Source organism: Actinomadura sp. 7K507, assembly GCF_004348425.1.
Lineage (GTDB): Bacteria > Actinomycetota > Actinomycetes > Streptosporangiales > Streptosporangiaceae > Spirillospora.
Genome location: NZ_SMKK01000071.1, coordinates 12,148 through 30,283 on the forward strand (window position 1 = coordinate 12,148; position 18,136 = coordinate 30,283).

18 protein-coding genes are annotated in these 18,136 nt (G+C 72.4%); 11 read left to right on the top strand and 7 right to left on the bottom strand.

Annotated features, from left to right (window positions below; all coding sequences use genetic code 11):
- The first annotated feature begins 18 nt into the window (after positions 1-18).
- The 3 genes from E1285_RS17855 to E1285_RS17865 are packed head-to-tail and all read left to right on the top strand — an operon-like array spanning position 19 to position 3,026.
- The gene (locus E1285_RS17855; RefSeq protein WP_132153426.1) at positions 19-636 is read left to right on the top strand and encodes a TetR/AcrR family transcriptional regulator; all 618 of its coding nucleotides are present in this window, start codon (positions 19-21) and stop codon (positions 634-636) included.
- A gap of 21 nt (positions 637-657) precedes the next feature.
- Positions 658-1,812 (top strand): acetyl-CoA C-acetyltransferase, encoded by a 1,155-nt coding sequence (locus E1285_RS17860; RefSeq protein WP_132153428.1) that lies wholly within the window; start codon positions 658-660, stop codon positions 1,810-1,812.
- A 53-nt stretch (positions 1,813-1,865) separates the two neighbouring features.
- The gene (locus tag E1285_RS17865) at positions 1,866-3,026 is read left to right on the top strand and encodes an NADH:flavin oxidoreductase (protein ID WP_132153430.1); all 1,161 of its coding nucleotides are present in this window, start codon (positions 1,866-1,868) and stop codon (positions 3,024-3,026) included.
- Between the two features lie 22 nt (positions 3,027-3,048).
- Here the strand turns inward: E1285_RS17865 and E1285_RS17870 are convergent, their stop codons facing one another.
- The gene (locus E1285_RS17870; RefSeq protein WP_243722869.1) at positions 3,049-4,713 is read right to left on the bottom strand and encodes a glycerol-3-phosphate dehydrogenase/oxidase; all 1,665 of its coding nucleotides are present in this window, start codon (positions 4,711-4,713) and stop codon (positions 3,049-3,051) included.
- A gap of 24 nt (positions 4,714-4,737) precedes the next feature.
- Positions 4,738-4,935, bottom strand: coding sequence for a hypothetical protein (locus tag E1285_RS17875; protein ID WP_132153432.1), 198 nt, complete (start codon positions 4,933-4,935; stop codon positions 4,738-4,740).
- A 292-nt stretch (positions 4,936-5,227) separates the two neighbouring features.
- On the opposite strand from E1285_RS17875, the gene E1285_RS17880 reads away from it, so the two are divergent.
- Both E1285_RS17880 and glpK read left to right on the top strand, forming a co-directional pair.
- A complete protein-coding gene (locus E1285_RS17880; protein ID WP_132153434.1) occupies positions 5,228-5,995 on the top strand; it encodes an IclR family transcriptional regulator in 768 nt (255 codons plus the stop codon).
- A gap of 66 nt (positions 5,996-6,061) precedes the next feature.
- Positions 6,062-7,588, top strand: coding sequence for a glycerol kinase GlpK (gene glpK, locus E1285_RS17885; protein WP_132153436.1), 1,527 nt, complete (start codon positions 6,062-6,064; stop codon positions 7,586-7,588).
- An 18-nt stretch (positions 7,589-7,606) separates the two neighbouring features.
- On the opposite strand, the gene E1285_RS17890 is transcribed toward glpK, so the two are convergent.
- Positions 7,607-8,758: an acyl-CoA dehydrogenase family protein gene (locus E1285_RS17890; protein WP_132153438.1), complete on the bottom strand. Its 1,152-nt coding sequence runs from the start codon at positions 8,756-8,758 to the stop codon at positions 7,607-7,609.
- A 159-nt stretch (positions 8,759-8,917) separates the two neighbouring features.
- On the opposite strand from E1285_RS17890, the gene E1285_RS17895 reads away from it, so the two are divergent.
- From E1285_RS17895 to E1285_RS17920, 6 genes are all read left to right on the top strand, one after another.
- Positions 8,918-9,607: a GntR family transcriptional regulator gene (locus E1285_RS17895; protein ID WP_132153440.1), complete on the top strand. Its 690-nt coding sequence runs from the start codon at positions 8,918-8,920 to the stop codon at positions 9,605-9,607.
- A 37-nt stretch (positions 9,608-9,644) separates the two neighbouring features.
- Positions 9,645-10,820 carry an acyl-CoA dehydrogenase family protein gene (locus tag E1285_RS17900; RefSeq protein WP_132153442.1) on the top strand — a complete coding sequence of 392 codons (1,176 nt, stop codon included), beginning with the start codon at positions 9,645-9,647 and terminating at the stop codon, positions 10,818-10,820.
- A gap of 50 nt (positions 10,821-10,870) precedes the next feature.
- A complete protein-coding gene (locus tag E1285_RS17905) occupies positions 10,871-11,725 on the top strand; it encodes a helix-turn-helix transcriptional regulator (RefSeq protein ID WP_132153444.1) in 855 nt (284 codons plus the stop codon).
- 77 nt (positions 11,726-11,802) lie between these two features.
- Positions 11,803-12,588: a glucose 1-dehydrogenase gene (locus E1285_RS17910; protein ID WP_132153446.1), complete on the top strand. Its 786-nt coding sequence runs from the start codon at positions 11,803-11,805 to the stop codon at positions 12,586-12,588.
- Between the two features lie 26 nt (positions 12,589-12,614).
- On the top strand, positions 12,615-13,622 hold the full coding sequence (locus tag E1285_RS17915; RefSeq protein WP_132153448.1) for an aldo/keto reductase: 1,008 nt from the start codon (positions 12,615-12,617) through the stop codon (positions 13,620-13,622).
- 198 nt (positions 13,623-13,820) lie between these two features.
- A complete protein-coding gene (locus E1285_RS17920; protein WP_132153450.1) occupies positions 13,821-14,639 on the top strand; it encodes an SAM-dependent methyltransferase in 819 nt (272 codons plus the stop codon).
- A 22-nt stretch (positions 14,640-14,661) separates the two neighbouring features.
- Here E1285_RS17920 and E1285_RS17925 read toward each other — a convergent pair whose 3' ends face one another.
- From E1285_RS17925 to E1285_RS17940, 4 genes are read right to left on the bottom strand one after another with little or no spacing between them, the layout of a single operon-like run.
- Complete coding sequence (locus E1285_RS17925; protein ID WP_132153452.1) at positions 14,662-15,735, bottom strand: nitronate monooxygenase; 1,074 nt, start codon at positions 15,733-15,735, stop codon at positions 14,662-14,664.
- On the bottom strand, positions 15,732-16,487 hold the full coding sequence (locus E1285_RS17930) for a CoA-transferase (RefSeq protein ID WP_132153454.1): 756 nt from the start codon (positions 16,485-16,487) through the stop codon (positions 15,732-15,734). Before E1285_RS17930 ends, E1285_RS17925 begins: the two co-directional genes overlap by 4 nt.
- Positions 16,484-17,344 carry a CoA-transferase gene (locus E1285_RS17935; protein ID WP_132153456.1) on the bottom strand — a complete coding sequence of 287 codons (861 nt, stop codon included), beginning with the start codon at positions 17,342-17,344 and terminating at the stop codon, positions 16,484-16,486. Before E1285_RS17935 ends, E1285_RS17930 begins: the two co-directional genes overlap by 4 nt.
- A complete protein-coding gene (locus E1285_RS17940) occupies positions 17,341-18,087 on the bottom strand; it encodes an enoyl-CoA hydratase family protein (RefSeq protein WP_132153458.1) in 747 nt (248 codons plus the stop codon). Before E1285_RS17940 ends, E1285_RS17935 begins: the two co-directional genes overlap by 4 nt.
- Between the last annotated feature and the right edge of the window lie 49 nt (positions 18,088-18,136).

Genomic DNA, 18,136 nt, shown 5'->3' on the forward strand with positions numbered 1-18,136 from the left:
CCCAGGGGGAAACAGCGCATGAGTCCACGAAGGCGCGACGCCGAGGGCACCGCCGCCGCCCGCGCGGAACGGCGGGCCGAGCTGCTCGCCACGGCCGCCGAGGTGTTCGCCTCCCAGGGCTACTCCGCCACCACGGTCCGGAAGGTGGCCGACGCCGCCGGCATCCTCGGCGGCAGCCTCTACTACCACTTCGACTCCAAGGAGGCGATGGCCGACGAGATCCTCTCGACCTTCCTGGACGAGATGTGGACCTCCTACGAGCGCGTCCTGGGGGCCGGGCTCAGCGCACGCGACACCCTGGAGGGCATCGTCGTCGAGTCGTTCCGCTCGATAGACCTGCACCGCCCGGCGGTCGTCCTCTACCAGAACGAGTCCAAGCACCTCGCGACGAGCGATCGGTTCCACTACCTGCACGAATCGCGGCGCCGCTTCGAGGAGATGTGGCTGACGCTCCTGGAGAGGGGCATGCGTGAGGGCGCGTTCCGCGGCGACCTCGACCCCAGCCTCGTCTACCGGTTCATCCGCGACACCGTCTGGGTCGCCGCGAACTGGTACCAGCCCGGCGGGCGGCTGTCCGCCGACGACATCGCCAAGCAGTACCTCGCCATGTTCCTCGAAGGGATCCAGGCGAGCTAGGCCGTACGAAGGAGACACCCCATGGCCGAGGCATACATCGTCGACGCGGTCCGCGCTCCGGTCGGGCGCCGCGGTGGCGGACTGGCCTCCGCGCACCCCGCCGACCTCGGCGCGCACGTGCTGACGGCGCTGATGGACCGCACGAAGGCCGACCCGGCCGCGGTCGAGGACGTCGTGTTCGGCTGCGTCGACACCCTCGGGCCGCAGGCCGGCGACATCGCCCGCACCTGCTGGCTCGCCGCCGGGCTGCCCGAGGAGGTCCCCGGCGTCACCGTCGACCGGCAGTGCGGCTCGTCCCAGCAGGCCGTCCACTTCGCCGCGCAGGCCGTCCTTTCGGGGACGTCCGACCTGGTCGTGGCGGGCGGCGTGCAGAACATGTCGCAGATCCCGATCGGGTCTGCGATGACCGCCGCCGCGCCGCTCGGCTTCACCGAGGGCCCGTTCGCCGGCTCCAAGGGCTGGACGCGCCGCTACGGCGACACCGAGGTGTCGCAGTTCAACGGCGCCGAGATGATCGCCCGCGACTGGGACCTCTCCCGCGAGGAGCTGGAGGCGTTCGCCTACGAGTCGCACCAGCGGGCCATCCGCGCCATCGACGAGGGGCGGTTCGAGCGCGAGATCGCCCCGTACGAGGGCGTCGCCACCGACGAGGGCCCGCGCCGCGACACCACCCTGGAGAAGATGGCGGGGCTGAAGACCCTCGTGGACGGCGGGCGCCTCACCGCGGCCGTGTCGTCCCAGATCTCCGACGGCGCCGCCGCGCTCCTCATCGCCTCGGAGCAGGCGGTCAGGGACCACGGCCTCACCCCCCGCGCCCGCATCCACCACCTCTCCGCGCGCGGAGAGGACCCGATCCGGATGCTGTCCGCGCCGATCCCCGCCACCGCGCACGCGCTGAAGAAGACCGGGATGACGATCGGCGACATCGACGCCGTCGAGATCAACGAGGCGTTCGCGTCCGTCGTCCTCGCCTGGCTGAAGGAGACCGGCGCCGACCCGGCCACGACCAACCCCAACGGCGGCGCCATCGCCCTTGGGCACCCCCTCGGCGCGACCGGCGCCCGCCTGATGACGACCCTCCTGCACGAGCTGGAGCGCACCGGCGGCCGCTACGGCCTCCAGACCATGTGCGAAGGCGGAGGCCAGGCCAACGTCACCATCATCGAACGCCTCTGACCCCCAGGGCCCGCGGCGACCGCCGCGGGCCCCCGACCCCCGGAGTCCGTCCGATGGACGTGTTCGAACCGGCGAAGCTCGGGCCGCTCACCCTGCGCAACCGCGTGATCAAGGCCGCGACGTTCGAGGGGATGACGCCGGACGCGGTGGTGACCGACGACCTGATCGAGTACCACCGGCGGCCCGCGGCCGGGGGAGTGGGCATGACGACCGTCGCGTACTGCGGGGTCGCCCCGGAGGGACGCACCGAGCGGGGGCAGATCTGGATGCGGCCCGACGCCGTCCCCGGCCTGCGGCGGCTCACCGACGCCGTCCACGCCGAGGGCGCCGCCGCGTCCGCGCAGATCGGCCACGCCGGCCCGGTCGCCGACGCCAGCTCCACCCGGCTGCCCGCGATCTCGGCCGGGCGGTTCTTCAACCCGCTGGGCATGCGCTTCACCAAGGTGGCCACCGCCGGGGACATCGAGCGCGTCACCCGGGCGCACGCCGGGGCCGCCCGCCTCGCGATCGAGTCGGGCTTCGACGCCGTCGAGATCCACTTCGGGCACAACTACCTGGCCAGCTCGTTCCTCAGCCCCATGCTCAACAGGCGCAAGGACGCCTACGGCGGCCCCATCGAGAACCGCGCGAAGGTCGCGCTCGGCATCGCCCGCGCCGTCCGCGACGAGGTCGGCGACCGCATCGCGATCACCGCCAAGCTCAACATGCGCGACGGCGTCCGCGGCGGCCTGGAGATCGACGACAGCCTCTACGTGGCCCGCAGGCTCCAGGACGAGGGCACGGTCGACGCGCTGAAGCTGACCGCCGGGAGCTCGCTGCTCAACCCGATGTACCTGTTCCGCGGCGAGATGCCGATCCCGGAGTTCGCCGCCAGCTACAAGCTGCCCATGCGCGTCGGCATCCGCATGTTCGGCAAGAAGTTCCTGCGCGTCTACCCGTACCAGGACGCCTACCTGCTCGAACACGCCCGCAAGTTCCGCGCCGAACTGGACCTGCCGCTCATCCTGCTGGGCGGCATCACCAACCGCGAGACCATGGACAAAGGCATGGAGGAGGGCTTCCAGTTCGTCGCCATGGCCCGTGCCCTGCTCCGTGAGCCGGATCTGGTGAACCGCATCGCCGCCGACCCGTCCACCCCGTCGCTGTGCATCCACTGCAACCGCTGCGTCCCCACCATCTACAAGGGCACCCACTGCCCCGTCATCCCTGCCTGACCGTCATCGACCGCCGCGTCCGCTACGCGGCGGTGACGGGTGCCGCCGGGACGCCGGGGCCGCCGCCGCGCTCGGCGGTGATCCGCCGGACGTAGCGCTCGATCTCGTCGGCCGTCTCCTCGCCGCCCCAGCCGAGCCGGGGGGCCAGAAGCCGGGCGACGTGTGAGGCCGCGGCGACGCCGCCGTCCCATTCCTCGATCGAGATCCGGAGGCGGCGGGCCAGGACGTCCTCCAGATGCAGGGCGCCTTCGTGCGTCACCGCGTAGACGGCCTCGGCGGACAGGTAGTCCTCGGCGCCGGGGATGGGGGCGCCGAGCACCGGGTCGTCCGCGACCAAGGCGAGGACCTCGCCGGCGCACGAACCGTACCGGCGCAGCAGGTGCTCGACCCGCGCGACGTGCAGGCCGGACCCGGCGGCGAGGCGGCGCCGCTCGTTCCACAGCACCTCGAAGCCGACCGCCCCGATGAGCGGCAGCCGCCCGGTGACCGACTCGGGGACGGCGTCGTCCAGGCTCTCGGCGACCACGTCCACCGCGTCCCGCGCCATCACCCGGTAGGTGGTGAACTTGCCGCCGGTGACCACGATCATGCCCGGAACCGGTTCGGCGACCGCGTGCTCGCGCGACAGGCGGGCGGTGTCGTCCGGCTCGCCCGACAGCAGCGGGCGCAGCCCCGCGTAGACGCCCTCGATGTCGTCGTGCGTCAGCGGGGTCCGCAGCACGGCGTTGACCTGGTCGAGGAGGTAGCCGATGTCGGTGTGCTCGGCGATCGGGTCCTCGGGGCCGTCCTCGTGCGGTGTGTCGGTGGTGCCCACGAGCCAGTGCCGTCCCCACGGGATGATGAACAGCACGCTTCTGGGCGTCCGCGTGATCAGGCCGGCGTCCATCTGGATCCGGTCGCGCGGCACCACGAGGTGGACGCCTTTGGACGCCCGTACGCCGAACGTGGCCCGCGCCCCGGTCATCGCCTGCGCGCCGTCCGTCCACACCCCGGTGGCGCACACCACCCGCCGGGCCCGGACGGCGACCTCGCGCCCGCCCTCCAGATCGAGGACGCGGGCGCCGGTCACCCGCTCGCCCTCACGGAGGAAACCGGTCATCTCGGCACGGGTGGCGACCTTCGCGCCGTACTGCGCGGCGGTCCGGGCGACCATCATCGTGTAGCGGGCGTCGTCGACCTGCGCGTCGTAGTACTGGATCGCGCCGACCAGCGCGTCCGACCGCAGGGCCGGAGCCTCCCGCAGGGCGCCGCGCCGCGTGAGCTGCCGGTGCCGGGGCAGCGCGCGGGCGCCGCCCATCGTGTCGTAGAGGGTGACGCCCGCGCTCACGTACGCCCGCTCCCACACCCGGCCGCGCAGCGGGTAGAGGAACGGGACGGGACGCACCAGATGCGGGGCGAGCCGGTGCAGGAGCAGGCCGCGCTCCCGCAGGGCCTCCCGGACGAGCCCGAAGTCGCGCTGTTCGAGATAGCGCAGCCCGCCGTGGATCAGCTTGCTGGATCGGCTGGACGTCCCGGCCGCCCAGTCCCGGGCCTCCACCAGCGCGACGGACAGGCCCCGTGAGATCGCGTCGAGGGCCGTGCCGGCGCCGACGATCCCGCCGCCGACGACCAGGACGTCGAACTCCGTCTCGGCGAGGCCGCGCATGGTGTCCTCGCGGTACTGCGGTCCGAGGGCTACGGATGTCACTTCATGCTCCCGAGGAGAGATCGGTCAAAGTGTCCTGCCGCCGGGTTGCGGCGAGCCGTCGTCCTGGAGGCCGGGAGGACGACGGCTCGCCGCGATTCGGCCAACGGGCCAGAAGCCGACGGCCGCGCCGGCGGCGTAGGCGGCGCACAGCGCGGTGGTCTCGGCGACGACGTCGCCGGACCGGGACACCACGGCGAACGCGGGGCCCAGCGCATCCAGCACCGTTCGGGATGCGCGCGGTGCTGGGACGTGGGTCCAAGACTCACTCCTGGCCACTGGTTAGGAACGGTGGGCGCTGGCCCTTCGATGCTGAGCAGGACGCTAAGCCGCCCCTGAACGCCCCACAACGGGACGGTGCCGACAATGTCGAACACTTTCGCCATGGCTTGGTGGCGGTTACCCTCCCCCCTGTGCACCAGATCACAGAATCCGGGCAGTTCGGGGCGCAGAGGACGGTGATCGCGGCGGCTGCCGACATTGTCGGCACCCTGCCGCGCGAACTAGCATCGGATCCATGCCCGGACCTGTGCAGTCGATCGAGCGGGCCGCCGCGATCCTGCGCCTGCTCGCCGCGAGTTCGGGCCGGCTGGGCGTCGGCGAGGTCGCCTCGTCCCTTGGGCTCGCCCGGGGCACCGCGCACGGCATCCTGCGCACCCTCGAGCGCGTCGGGTTCGTCGAGCAGGACGGCGGCACCGGCAAGTACCAGCTCGGCGCCGCGCTGCTGCATCTGGGCACCAGCTACCTGGACGTCAACGAGCTGCGGTCCCGCGCCATCAACTGGGCCGACGCGCTCGCCTCCCGCAGCGGCGAGGCCGTCCGCATCGGGACGCTGCTGGACGGCCAGGTCCTGGTCGTCCACCACGTGTTCCGCCCGGACGACACGCTCCAGGCCATGGACGTCGGCTCGCTGCTGCCGCTGCACGCCACGGCGCTCGGCAAGGCGCTCATCGCCCACGACGCCAATGCCGCGGCGTCCATCCGCGACACCGTCCTGGAGTCGTACTGCCGGCGCACCATCACCGATCCGAAGGAACTCGCGCGGGCGGCCACCCGGGTCCGGGAGAACGGCTGGGCCGCCGAGACCGAGGAGCTGTCCATCGGCGAGGCGGGCGTCGCCGCGCCGATCCGGGGGCAGGGCGGCCTGGTCGTCGGCGCCATCGGGATCTCCGGCGCCGTCGAGCGGATCTGCGACACCCGCCGCGTCCCCCAGCCGAGGCTCGTGGCGTTCGTGCGCGACGCGGCCCGCGCGGTCTCCCGGGACCTCGGCGGCTCGCGCTGGTGACCCCCGGCCGGCGGCGCGTGCGGCACCGGTCCGGGCGGCCGCGCGTCCAGGGGGAGAGGGCCGGCCGTGACAGAGCGTTTCGTGATGTCGGTCGACCAGGGCACCACGTCGACCCGGTGCATCCTGTTCGACCACGGCGGCCGCCTGGTTTCGGTCGCCCAGCGTGAGCACCGCCAGCATTTCCCGAAACCCGGCTGGGTCGAGCACGACCCCATGGAGATCTGGCGCAACCTTGAGCGCATCGCGCCCGAGGCGGTGGCGCAGGCCGGGGCGTCCACGGACCAGATCGCGGCCGTGGGGATCGCGAACCAGCGCGAGACGACCGTCCTGTGGGACCGGCTGACCGGCGTCCCCATCGGCCGCGCCATCGTCTGGCAGGACATGCGGACCGGCGCGCTCGTGGACGAGCTGTCCCGCGCGCCCGGCGCCGCGGCCGTCACCCAGCGCAGCGGCCTGCCGCTGGCCACCTACTTCTCCGCGCCGCGGATCCGCTGGATGCTCGACCACACGCCCGGCCTGCGCGAGCGCGCCGAACGCGGCGAGGTGCTGTTCGGCACGATGGAGAGCTGGCTGATCTGGAACCTCAGCGGCGGCGTGGACGGCGGCGTCCACGTCACGGACGTGACCAACGCCAGCCGCACGCTGCTGATGGACCTGCACACGCTGAGCTGGGACGACGGGCTGCTCGACTTCTTCGGCGTCCCGAAGGCGATGCTGCCGGAGATCAGGTCGTCCACCGAGACCTACGGGACGGCCCGCCGCGTGTTCCCCGGCGTCACCGTCGGCGCGGCCCTCGGCGACCAGCAGGCCGCCCTGTTCGGGCAGACGTGCTTCGCCCCGGGCGAGACCAAGTGCACCTACGGGACGGGCGCGTTCCTGCTGATGAACACCGGCACCACGCCGGTCAGGTCGGACAACGGGCTGCTCACCACGGTCGGCTACAAGATCGGCGACGACCCCGCCGTGTACGCGCTCGAAGGGTCGATCGCGATCACGGGCGCGCTCGTGCAGTGGTTCCGGGACGGGCTCGGCCTGATCACCACCGCGCCGGAGATCGAGACACTGGCCCGCTCGGTCGACGACAACGGCGGCTGCTACATCGTCCCGGCGTTCTCCGGGCTGTTCGCGCCGCACTGGCGCAGCGAGGCCCGCGGCATCATCGTCGGCCTGACCTCCTACATCACCAAGGGGCACCTGGCGCGGGCCGTGCTGGAGGCGACCGGCTGGCAGACCCGCGAGGTCGTGGACGCGATGAACGCCGACTCCGGGCTGTCCCTGCGGGAGCTGAAGGCCGACGGCGGCATGACGTCCGACAACCTCGTCATGCAGATGGTCGCCGACGTGCTGAACGTGCCCGTGGCGCGGCCGATGGTGGTGGAGACGGTGTCGCTCGGCGCCGCCTACGCCGCCGGGCTCGCCGTCGGCTACTGGGCGGGGCTCGAAGGGCTGCGGCGCAACTGGCACCGGGCGGCCCGGTGGGTCCCGGCGATGGAGCCCGGCCGGCGCGCCGCGGAGTACGACAACTGGAAGCGCGCCGTGGAGCGCACCTTCGACTGGATCCGCGCCGGCGAGGACCCCGCCGCCCGGCCGTGAGCGGGATCGCCGTGGCCCCTAGATCCGGTTCCGCTCCACGAGCTGCTTGACGATCACGTTGCGCTGGATCTCGTTCGTCCCCTCACCGACGATCATGAGCGGGGCGTCGCGGAAGTAGCGCTCGATGTCGAACTCGGTGGAGTAGCCCGCCGCGCCGTGGATGCGGACCGCGTTCAGCGCGATCTGCATGGCCGCCTCGGACGCGTAGAGCTTGGCCATCCCCGCCTCCATGTCGCAGCGCTCGCCGGAGTCGAGGCGTGCGGCGGCGTCGAGCGTGAGCAGCCGCGCGGCGCGCAGCTGCGTCGCCATGTCGGCGAGGTAGTTGCCGATCGACTGGTGCTGCCAGATCGGCTTTCCGAACGCCTCGCGCTCCTGGGCGTAGCGGAGGGAGTCCTCCAGAGCGGCGCGTCCCACGCCCAGCGCCCGCGCGGCCACCTGGATGCGGCCCACCTCCAGGCCCTTCATCATCTGGGCGAAGCCGCGCCCTTCCTCGCCGCCGAGGACCGCGTCGAGCGGCGCCTCGTAGCCGTCGAACGACAGCTCGCAGCTCTCGACGCCCTTGTAGCCGAGTTTGGGCAGGTCGCGGGAGACCGCCATTCCCGGGCCCGGCTCGGCCAGCAGGATGCTGATGCCCCGATGGCGGGGGGAGGCGTCCGGGTCGGTCTTGCACATCAGCGCGATCAGGCCCGACGTGCGCGCGTTGGTGATCCACATCTTGGCGCCGTCGACGACGTACCGGTCGCCGTCCCGCCGCGCGGTCGTGCCCATCGCCTGCAGGTCGGATCCACCGGACGGCTCGGTGAGCGCCATCGTGGCGCGCAGCTCCCCGGTCGCCATCCGGGGCAGGTAGCGGTCCTTCTGCTCCTCGGTGCCGAACACGGCGAGCAGGTGCGACACGACCGTGTGGCCGCCGAACGCCCCGGCGAGGGTCATCCATCCGCGCGCCAGTTCCTCGGTGACCAGCGCGTAGCAGGCCTTGGACACGCTGACGTCGCCGTAAGGCTCGGGCACAGCGAGCCCGTACACGCCGAGTTCCTTCATGCGGTCGATGAGGTGGACGGGATAGGTCCCCGCGTGCTCCAGGTCCCGCGCGACCGGGCGGACCTCCTTGTCGACGAAGTCCGCGACGACCTCGACGATGGCGCGCTCCTCGTCGCTGAGCGTGAACACTGCTGCCGGTCTCCTCCCGCATTGGGCCCACCCGAAGGCTATTTCATATATTTGATTTGCGAACCCGGGATGTCAACATGATGTGACGGCCGCACGCGACGCCGACAATCACACGACCACGCCGACACACCAACGACCACGCGGGCGCACGGGGAGACGATGACAGTGGCACCGGAGCAGGCCCTCGGCAGGCGCCGACAGCTGAGCGACGAGGTGGCCGCCTACGTGCGCGAGCTCATCATGTCGGGCCAGGTCGGGCACGGGGAGTTCCTCCGCCTCGAACGTATCGCCGGCGACCTCGGGATCAGCGTCACCCCCGTCCGGGAGGCGCTGCTGTCGCTGCGCGGCGAGGGGTTCGTCACGCTGGAGCCGCGGCGCGGGTTCATGCCCGCCCCGCTGACCCGGCAGGACGTCCAGGACCTGTTCGAGGCGCAGGCGTACTTCGCCGGCGAACTGGCCGCCCGCGCGGCCGAGAAGATCACCGAGGCGGAACTGGAGTCGCTCGGCGAAACGCAGGCGCTGCTGGAGCGGGCGTCCGAGGCAAGGGACTCCGAGGCCATCGAGCGCGCCAACCACCAGTTCCACCGGGCGGTCAACCTGTGCGCCGACTCGCCGAAGACGGCCTGGCTGCTGCGTCTGGTGGTGCGGTACGCGCCGCGGCGCTTCTACTCCAGCATCCAGGGCTGGACCCAGGCGTCGGTCGACGACCACCACCTCGTCCTCGCCGGGCTCCGGGCCGGGGACGCGGGCGCCGCGCGGCAGGCGATGCGCGCCCACATCCGGCACGCGGGCACGCTGCTGGTCGTGCACCTGGAGGCGCAGGGCTTCTGGGACGGCCGGCCCGGGTGACGGTCATATAAAAAATCTTCAGAAGGGGTGACGCTACGTGAGCAGGCTGCAGCAGACCCACGGGCTGTCGGACGAGCAGCGCGAGATCGTCGCGACGGTGCGCGCGTTCGCCGAGAAGGAGATCCTCCCGGTCGCGTCCGAACTGGAGCGCGCCGACGAGTACCCGCAGGCGATCGTGGACGGCATGAAGGATCTCGGGCTCTTCGGCCTCATGATCGGCGAGGAGCACGGCGGGCTGGGGGAGTCGCTGCTCACCTACGCGCTGGCGGTCGAGGAGCTGGCGCGGGGCTGGATGAGCGTGTCCGGCATCATCAACACCCACTTCATCGTCGCCTGGATGATCACCCACCACGGGACCGCCGAGCAGAAGGCGCACTACCTGCCGAAGATGGCGACCGGGGAGATCCGCGGCGCGTTCTCGATGTCGGAGCCCGGCTGCGGCTCCGACGTCTCCGCCATCACGACCCGCGCCGTCCCGGACGGCGACCACCACGTGATCGACGGCCAGAAGATGTGGCTGACGAACGGCGCCTCGGCCAACCTCGTCGCCACCCTCGTCAAGACCGACCCGGACGCGGGCCATCGCGGCATGACGACGTTCCTCGTCGACAAGACCCCCGGCTTCGGCGAGGTCGCCCCCGGCCTGACCGTCCCCGGCAAGATCGGGAAGATGGGCTACAAGGGCATCGACACCACCGAACTGCTCTTCGACTCCCACCGCGTCCCGTCGGCCCAGATCCTCGGCGGGACGCCCGGCCGCGGCTTCTACCAGATGATGGACGGCGTCGAGGTCGGCCGCGTGAACGTGGCCGCGCGGGCGTGCGGGGTCGCCAAGCGCGCCTACGAGCTGGCGGTCGGCTACGCGCGGCAGCGGGAGACGTTCGGCAAGCCCATCGCCGAGCACCAGGCCGTCCTGTTCCGCCTCGCGGAGATGGCCACCAAGGTCGAGGCCGCGCACCAGATGGTGGTGATGGCCGCGCGGCGCAAGGACTCGGGCGAACGCAACGACCTTGAGGCCGGCATGGCCAAGTACCTCGCGGGCGAGTACTGCAAGGAGGTGGTGGAGGGCGCGTTCCGCATCCACGGCGGCTACGCCTACTCCACCGAGTACGAGATCGAGCGCCTCTACCGCGAGGCCCCGATGCTGCTGATCGGCGAGGGCACCGCCGACATCCAGAAGATGATCATCGGCCGCCGCCTGCTGGGGGACTGACGCCGCCCGGACGATCATGATGGCCGGGGGCCGGCGGATATCGTGGCGGCATGGCAAGCCCGACTCCGGCCCCCGGCCGCCGCCACGAGGAACTGCGCGACTTCCTGCGGACTCGCCGCGCCCGGCTGGCGCCCGCCGACGTGGGCATGCCCGCCGGCGGGCGGCGCCGGACGCCGGGCCTGCGCCGCGAGGAGGTCGCCGTGCTCGCCGGCGTCGGGGTCTCGTGGTACACGTGGCTCGAGCAGGGCCGCGACATCACGGTGTCCGGCGACGTGCTGGACGCGATCGGCCGTGCCCTCCGGCTGGACGCCGCCGAGCGGGAGCACCTGTACCTGCTCGCGGGCCTCAATCCGCCCCGGGCGGAGGCCGGCCCCGCCGTCCCGGTCACCCCGGTGCACCAGCGGCTCCTGGACGCCTGGTCGCCGCGGCCGGCCTACATCCGCGAGCGGCACTGGAACCTCATCGCGGTCAACGACGCGGCCCGCGAGGTCTTCGGGTACCGCGACACCGACCACAACTGCCTGGTCACGTTCTTCACCAGCGTCCGCTACAGGGCCCTGCACGTGCACTGGGAGGCGGCGGCCCCCGACGTCGTGGGACGGTTCCGCGCCGACGCCGCCCGCTATCCGGACGACCCCGGGTTCGCCCGGATCGCCGAGGACCTGCTGGCCGTCAGCCCGGAGTTCGCGGAGCTGTGGGGCCGCCACGAGGTCAGCGCGCGGACACAGGCCGTCAAGGCGGTCCGGCACCCGGACGCCGGCGAGATGATCTTCGAGGCGACCGTGCTGCCGCTCGCCGACCGTCCCGGCCAGGACCTCGTCCTCTACAACCCGCAGCCGGGGACGGACACACGGGAGCGCCTCGAACGCCTCACGGCCCGGCGCGGCCTGGCGGCCGCCGGCTGACCCGCCAGGGTGGTGGTGGCAGACCCACGATAAGCGGACTCTGCCGCCCGGCCGGGAGGGGCGCGACGATCGTCCGCATGACACAGAACTCACGCTTCGCCGGCAAGGTCGCGCTGATCACAGGCGGGACGAGCGGGATGGGCCTGGCCACCGCCCGGCGGCTGCTGGACGAGGGCGCGTCGGTCGTCATCACCGGACGCGACACGGCGCGGCTCGACGCGGCGGCCAAGGAACTGGACGGCGGCGACCGGATCCTCGCGGTCCGCGCCGACGCTGCGAGCCTCCCGGACCTGGAGGCGCTGATGGACACCGTCCGGCAGCGGCACGGCCGGCTGGACGTGGTCTTCGCCAACGCCGGGATCGCCGTGTTCGGCCCGGTCGCGGAGATGACCGAGGCGGGCTTCGACAACGCCGTCGACGTCAACTTCAAGGGCGTCTTCTTCACCGTCCAGAAGGCGCTGCCGCTGCTGGCGGCCGATGCCGCGATCGTCATCAACGCGTCGTGGACGACCCACCGCGGCCTGCCGGTCGGCTCGGTGTACTCGGCGACGAAGGCCGCCGTGCAGAGCCTCACCCGCACCCTCGCCGCCGAACTCGGCCCGACGGGAATCCGCGTCAACTCGGTCAGCCCCGGCTACATCGACACGCCGATGTACCGCGGCGCGGTACCGGAGGAGGAGGCGGACGCGATCCGCGCCCAGGTGGCGTCCGGCCGGATCGGCACGTCCGAGGAGGTGGCGGGCGCGGTCGCGTTCCTCGCCTCGGCGGACGCCGGCTACGTCAACGGCCAGGATCTCGTCGTGGACGGCGGCCTCGTCGCGGCCGTCGCCGAACCCTCCCGCCTGACCACGGCACAGGCCTGAGAGCACACCCCGGAAGAAGGCAGAACATGAGGACGCGTGAGTTCGCGGGAACGCCGGTCGGTGCGGTCGGGCTCGGCTGCATGGGGATGAGCTGGGCCTACACCGAGTCGGAACGGGACGACGCGGCGTCGGTCGCGCTGATCCGCGAGGCCCTCGACCTCGGGGTCACGTTCCTGGACACCGCCCAGCCGTACGGCGACGGCCACAACGAGACGCTCGTCGGCCGGGCGCTCGCGGGACGCCGGGACGAGGCGGTCGTGGCCACCAAGACTGGCCTGGTCGTGGAGAGCGCGGCGACCGGGAAGATCGTCCGGCGGGGCACGCCCGAGCACGCCAGGGCGTCCGCCGAGGACAGCCTGCGCCGCCTCGGCACGGACGTGATCGACCTGTACTACCTGCACCGGGTCGACCCGGACGTGGCGCTGGCCGACACGTGGGGCGCGATGGCCGAACTGGTCGCCGAAGGCAAGGTCCGGAGGCTCGGCCTGTCGGAGGTCAGCGTCGCGCAGGCCAGCGAGGCGCACGCGATCCACCCGGTGGCGGCCGTCCAGTCGGAGCTGTCGCTGTGGACCCGTGACGCGACGGGCGCGCACGGCGGGTCCGCCGGCGCCCTCCCCGGCGACGCCTCCGGCGGGCAGGGGCCGGGGGACGTCGTCGGCTGGTGCGCCGCCAACGGCGCCGCGTTCGTGCCGTTCTCGCCGCTCGGCCGGGGCTTCCTCACCGGGACGGTCACCTCCGCCGAGTTCGAGGACACCGACTTCAGGGGCGGCAACCCGCGCTTCCAGCAGGACGCGCTGAAGGCCAACCTGCGCATCGTCGACGTCGTCAAGGCGGTGGCGGAGCGGCATGGCGCCACCCCGGCACAGGTCGCCATCGCCTGGACGCTGGCGCAGGGCGAGCACGTCATCCCGATCCCCGGCACCAAGAAGCGGCGCTACCTGCGCGACAACGCGGGCGCCGCCGGGCTGGACCTCACCGGGGCCGACCTGGCCGAACTGGACGGCGTACCGGCGCCCGTCGGCGGACGCTACTGACGTGCGCCGCCGCCCGGTGACTTCGCTCACATCGCCGGGACCGTGCGGCGGGCCCGCCGTCGTCTGCCCTGATCAGGTGATCCGCGGGAGTCGGCGGCGCTGCCGCGCGGGCCCGACGCCGCCTGCTTCATGATCCAAAATGTAACCGAAACGGGTGCCTTGCTGTGGTTGGCTTTCCTGAACAGAAAAGGTGGACAGGTGAGCACTGAAGAGCAGGTGCCCGCGGGCATCGACCCGAACGTTCCGAGCGTCGCGCGGATGTACGACTACTACCTGGGCGGCAAGGACAATTACGTCTCCGACCGGGAGGCCGCGGAGAAGGTCATCGCCATCAGCCGGGAGGTCGGCAACGACGTCCGGCTGGCGGCCCGCGCCAACCGCGCGTTCCTCGGCCGCGCCGCGGGAATGCTGGCCGGGATGGGCGTCCGGCAGTTCATCGACATCGGTACCGGCCTGCCCACCCAGGAGAACGTGCACCAGGTCGTTCTGCGCGAGGCCCCCGACGCGCAGGTCGTCTACGTCGACAACGACCCGATCGTGCTCGTCCACGCGCGGGCGCTGCTCGCCGACAACCCGCGGACCGTGGTCCTGGAGGGCGATCTCCGGGACCCGGACGCGCTGCTCGCCGACCCCGCGCTGCGCGCACGGATCGACTTCGACCGGCCCGTCGCCCTGATCATGTGCGCCATCCTGCAGTTCGTCTCCGACGACGAGGAGATCGCGCGGATCGTCGGCCGGCTGCGTGGGAGCCTGCCTTCCGGCAGCCACATCGTCATCTCGCACGTCTTCCCGGGAGAGGGACACGACGACGAGCTGGCGGAGGTCGACGGCCTCTACAGCCGGACCTCCCCGGGCAACTTCACGTTCCGCAGCCGCGCGCAGATCCGCTCGATACTCGACGGCACCGAGCTGCTGCCGCCGGGCCTGGCGCCCGTCGAGGACTGGCAGCCCGGCGGTGACGGGGACTTCGACTTCTCCAGGGCCACCTACCTGGGCGCGGTCGGCCGCGTCTCCTGACCCGCCGCCCGCCGCCCCCGGATCACTCCGGGGCGCGGGTCAGGTGCGACCCCTGCGCGGTGATCGCCTCCGCCGCCTGCTTCATGATCCCGGCGATCAGCTCGGCGCAGGTGGGCAGGTCGTCGATGACGCCGACGACCTGCCCGGACGCCATCACGCCGAGGTCGGGGCGGCCGTCCACCATCGCCGCCTTCAGCAGCATCGGCGTGTTCGCGGCCATGAGGACCTGCGACCACGACAGGTCCTTGCCGTGCTTCATCGCCTTCCCGTCGGCGAGCATCTCGCGCCATGTCATCCCGGACAGCTTCTTGAACCGGGCGCCGTTGCGCAGTGCCCGCACGAGCCCGCCGGCCCGGCCGGAGTTCTCCAGGGTGTCGACCAGATCGCTGCGCAGCACCCGGTGCGGCATCCCGTCGACCTGGCGGGTCACCACCGTCTCGCCGGTCTCGAGGTACACCCGCTTGACCGCGTCCGGCACCGAGCTGTCGGACGTCAGCAGGAACCGGGTGCCCATCGCGACGCCCGCCGCCCCGTAGGCCAGCGCGGCGGCGAGGCCCCGTCCGTCGAAGAAGCCGCCGGCGGCGATCACCGGGATGTCCACCGCGTCCACGACCTGCGGCAGCAGCAGCGTCGTGGCGACGGGCCCGGTGTGCCCGCCGCCCTCGCCGCCCTGCACCAGGACGGCGTCGGCGCCCCAGCCCGCGACCTTCTCCGCGTGCCGCCGCGCGCCGACCGACGGGATCACCACGAGCCCGGCGTCCTTCAGCTTGGCGATCAGCTCCTGCCTCGGCGCGAGCGCGAACGAGGCGACCCGCACGCCCTCCTTGATCAGGAGGTCGATGCGGTCTCCCGCGTCGCCGGCGTCGGCGCGCAGGTTGACGCCGAACGGCGCGTCCGTGCTGTCCTTCACCTCGTGGATCGCGCCGGCGAGCTGGTCGAGCGTCATCGTCGCCGACGCCAGGATCCCGAGGCCGCCGGCGTTCGCGACGGCCGTGACGAGCCGCGGCCCGGCCACCCACCCCATGCCCGTCTGGACGATGGGGTGCCGCACGCCGGTCAGCCGCGTCAGCGGGGTGTCGAGCACCTGCCCGGTCATGCGGGGACTTCCCTCTCGCGCAGGCCCTTGGGGTCGAGTACCTCGCGCATGACGCGCAGCTCCTCCTCGTCCGGCAGGCGTGTCTCCGGCACCTCGTCCGGGACGGCCAGCTCGAAGCCCGTGGCGGCCACCACGTCGTCGACGGAGACGCCGGGGTGCACCGAGCGGAGCCGCATCCGCCGGTCCGGGGCGGCGAAGTCGAGCACCGCGAGGTTGCTCACCACGGCGCGGATCTCGTGCGCGCCCCGGTCCCAGCCGACGCCGCTCACCATGTCGACCTTCCCGGTGAACACCCGCGCGGAATGCTTCGGCACCCAGTAGCTCGTCGTGTTCAGCAGCGTGTTGCCGGGCCCGCCGCGCACGCCGAGCAGCTGCCGCGCCGGGCGCTCCCAGTCACCGATGCACGAGATGTTGGTGTTGCCGTGCGCGTCGATCTGGCTCGGCCCCATCACCACGTGCCGCCGCCCGTTCAGGACGAGCCACAGGTGGTCGCGGAACGGCAGCCAGCCCTCGGCCGTCGCCGCCGATGCCCCGAGCGGGACGGGTTCGGCGCTCAGCGCGGGACCGCCGTCGGTGGTCAGCAGGTCGGGCTCGAACGTCGCCCGCGCCAGCCGCGACCCCAGCATCGGCACGAACCCGGCCACCGCCGCCGCGACGATCTCGCCGTCGCCCCGGAAAAGGTCCGCGCACGCGGTCGCGCAGACCTCGGCGCGGGTGATCGTGCCCGTGGTGTCTCTTGGGGTGGTGCTCATCGGGATTCCTCCTGCCAGACCCGGACGGCGTCCTGGTAGGCGGCCTCGTCACCGGCCAGGAAGCGGTCCTGGAACGCCGCCCACTTGTCCGGATCGGCCGCCGACTGCGCGTAGAACTTCTGGAACGCCTCGTCCCGTCCGTGGTCGGGCGCGCAGTCGGTGAAGTGCGCCCCGTTCGGCGTCTCCACCACGCCCGTCACCTGCGACCGGCTGATCAGGAGGGACTGCATCGGGCCCTCCTTGGCGAAGTCGGCGGTGTCGACGAGCCGCTCGCACGACACGTAGGTGCGGTCCGCGGCCTTGGCGAACAGGTCGTCCATGTACGGGTCGGGGCCGAGGTACTGGGCGTTGCCGCGGGCGTCGGCGCGGTTCATGTGGACGAGCGCCACGTCCATCGTCAGGGCCGGGACCGCGACGAGCTCCTGGCCGTCCTCGTACGGCGACCGGATCGTCTTCAGCTCGGGGTTGACCCGCAGGACGTCCGAGCCGAGCCCGGCGGGGGTGGGCAGGAACGGCAGCCGGTGCGCCGCCGCCTGCAGCCCGAACATGAACATGCCCTCGTCGTACTCGGTCAGCTCGATCGTCCCGGACTCCCGCGCCTGCCGGAAGTGCGGCTCCAGCGGAACCGAGTCCATCGTCACGAACGCGGTGACCAGGCGCCGGACCTTGCCCGCCGCGCACAGCAGCCCCACGTCCGGGCCGCCGTAGGTCACCACGGTGAGGTCGGTGGCGGGGGAGCGGAGGACGGCCCGGACGAGCGCCATCGGCTTGCGCCGCGAGCCCCAGCCGCCGATCCCGACCGTCATGCCGCTCTCCAGCGACCCGGCGACCTCCTCGACGGAGAGCACCTTGCTCATTTCGCCCCCTTGGCGACGAAGGCGTCGCGGTGCTCGTCGCCCGCGCCGACCAGGTTGAGTTCGAACGTGAAGCCCTGCTCGTAGCGGTAGCTGCGCTTCACGTCGATCGGATCGATGCCGTTCAGCGACTCCTTGGCGCGCCGGATGACGTACCGGTCCTTGGCGGCGATGTTCGCGGCGACCTCCATGGCCTTGCCGCGCAGCTCGTCCGCCGGGACGACCTCCAGCACCGAGCCGTGGTGGTGCAGCTCGTCCGCCGTGACGTTGCGGCACGTGTAGACCATCGCGCGCATCAGGTGCTGCGGGACGAGCCGCGCCAGGTGGGTGGCGGCGCCGAGCGCTCCCCGGTCGACCTCGGGCAGGCCGAAGTAGGCGTCCTGCGAGGCGACGACGATGTCGGCGTTGCCCGCCAGGCCGACGCCGCCGCCGAGGCAGAAGCCGTGGACGGCGGCGACGACCGGGACCTCGCAGTCGTAGACGGCCGCGAACGCCGCGTAGCAGCCGCGGTTGGCCCCGACCAGCGCGGCGTGGCCCTCGGTCTGCTGCATCTCCTTGATGTCGACGCCCGCGTTGAACCCCCGGCCCTCGGCCCGGAGCAGGACGGCGCCGACCTGCGGGTCGCGGCCCGCCGCGAGGACCGCGTCGGCCAGTTCGTACCAGCCCGCGACGGTCAGGGCGTTGACCGGCGGCGCGTTCACGACGATCTCGGCGACCCCGTCCAGGGTCGTGGTGGAGACTCCCATGCGCTACCTTTCCACCAAACATTTGTTAGAACAGAAGGTAGCAGAGCGC

Excerpts from the sequence above, each read along its gene's own strand:
- E1285_RS17930 (WP_132153454.1), bottom strand. The coding sequence starts at position 16,487 with ATGAGCACCACCCCAAGAGACACCACGGGCACGATCACCCGCGCCGAG.
- E1285_RS17905 (WP_132153444.1), top strand. The coding sequence starts at position 10,871 with ATGGCAAGCCCGACTCCGGCCCCCGGCCGCCGCCACGAGGAACTGCGC.
- E1285_RS17910 (WP_132153446.1), top strand. The coding sequence starts at position 11,803 with ATGACACAGAACTCACGCTTCGCCGGCAAGGTCGCGCTGATCACAGGC.
- E1285_RS17855 (WP_132153426.1), top strand. The coding sequence starts at position 19 with ATGAGTCCACGAAGGCGCGACGCCGAGGGCACCGCCGCCGCCCGCGCG.
- E1285_RS17925 (WP_132153452.1), bottom strand. The coding sequence starts at position 15,735 with ATGACCGGGCAGGTGCTCGACACCCCGCTGACGCGGCTGACCGGCGTG.
- E1285_RS17880 (WP_132153434.1), top strand. The coding sequence starts at position 5,228 with ATGCCCGGACCTGTGCAGTCGATCGAGCGGGCCGCCGCGATCCTGCGC.
- E1285_RS17915 (WP_132153448.1), top strand. The coding sequence starts at position 12,615 with ATGAGGACGCGTGAGTTCGCGGGAACGCCGGTCGGTGCGGTCGGGCTC.
- E1285_RS17860 (WP_132153428.1), top strand. The coding sequence starts at position 658 with ATGGCCGAGGCATACATCGTCGACGCGGTCCGCGCTCCGGTCGGGCGC.
- E1285_RS17895 (WP_132153440.1), top strand. The coding sequence starts at position 8,918 with ATGACAGTGGCACCGGAGCAGGCCCTCGGCAGGCGCCGACAGCTGAGC.
- E1285_RS17940 (WP_132153458.1), bottom strand. The coding sequence starts at position 18,087 with ATGGGAGTCTCCACCACGACCCTGGACGGGGTCGCCGAGATCGTCGTG.
- E1285_RS17935 (WP_132153456.1), bottom strand. The coding sequence starts at position 17,344 with ATGAGCAAGGTGCTCTCCGTCGAGGAGGTCGCCGGGTCGCTGGAGAGC.
- E1285_RS17865 (WP_132153430.1), top strand. The coding sequence starts at position 1,866 with ATGGACGTGTTCGAACCGGCGAAGCTCGGGCCGCTCACCCTGCGCAAC.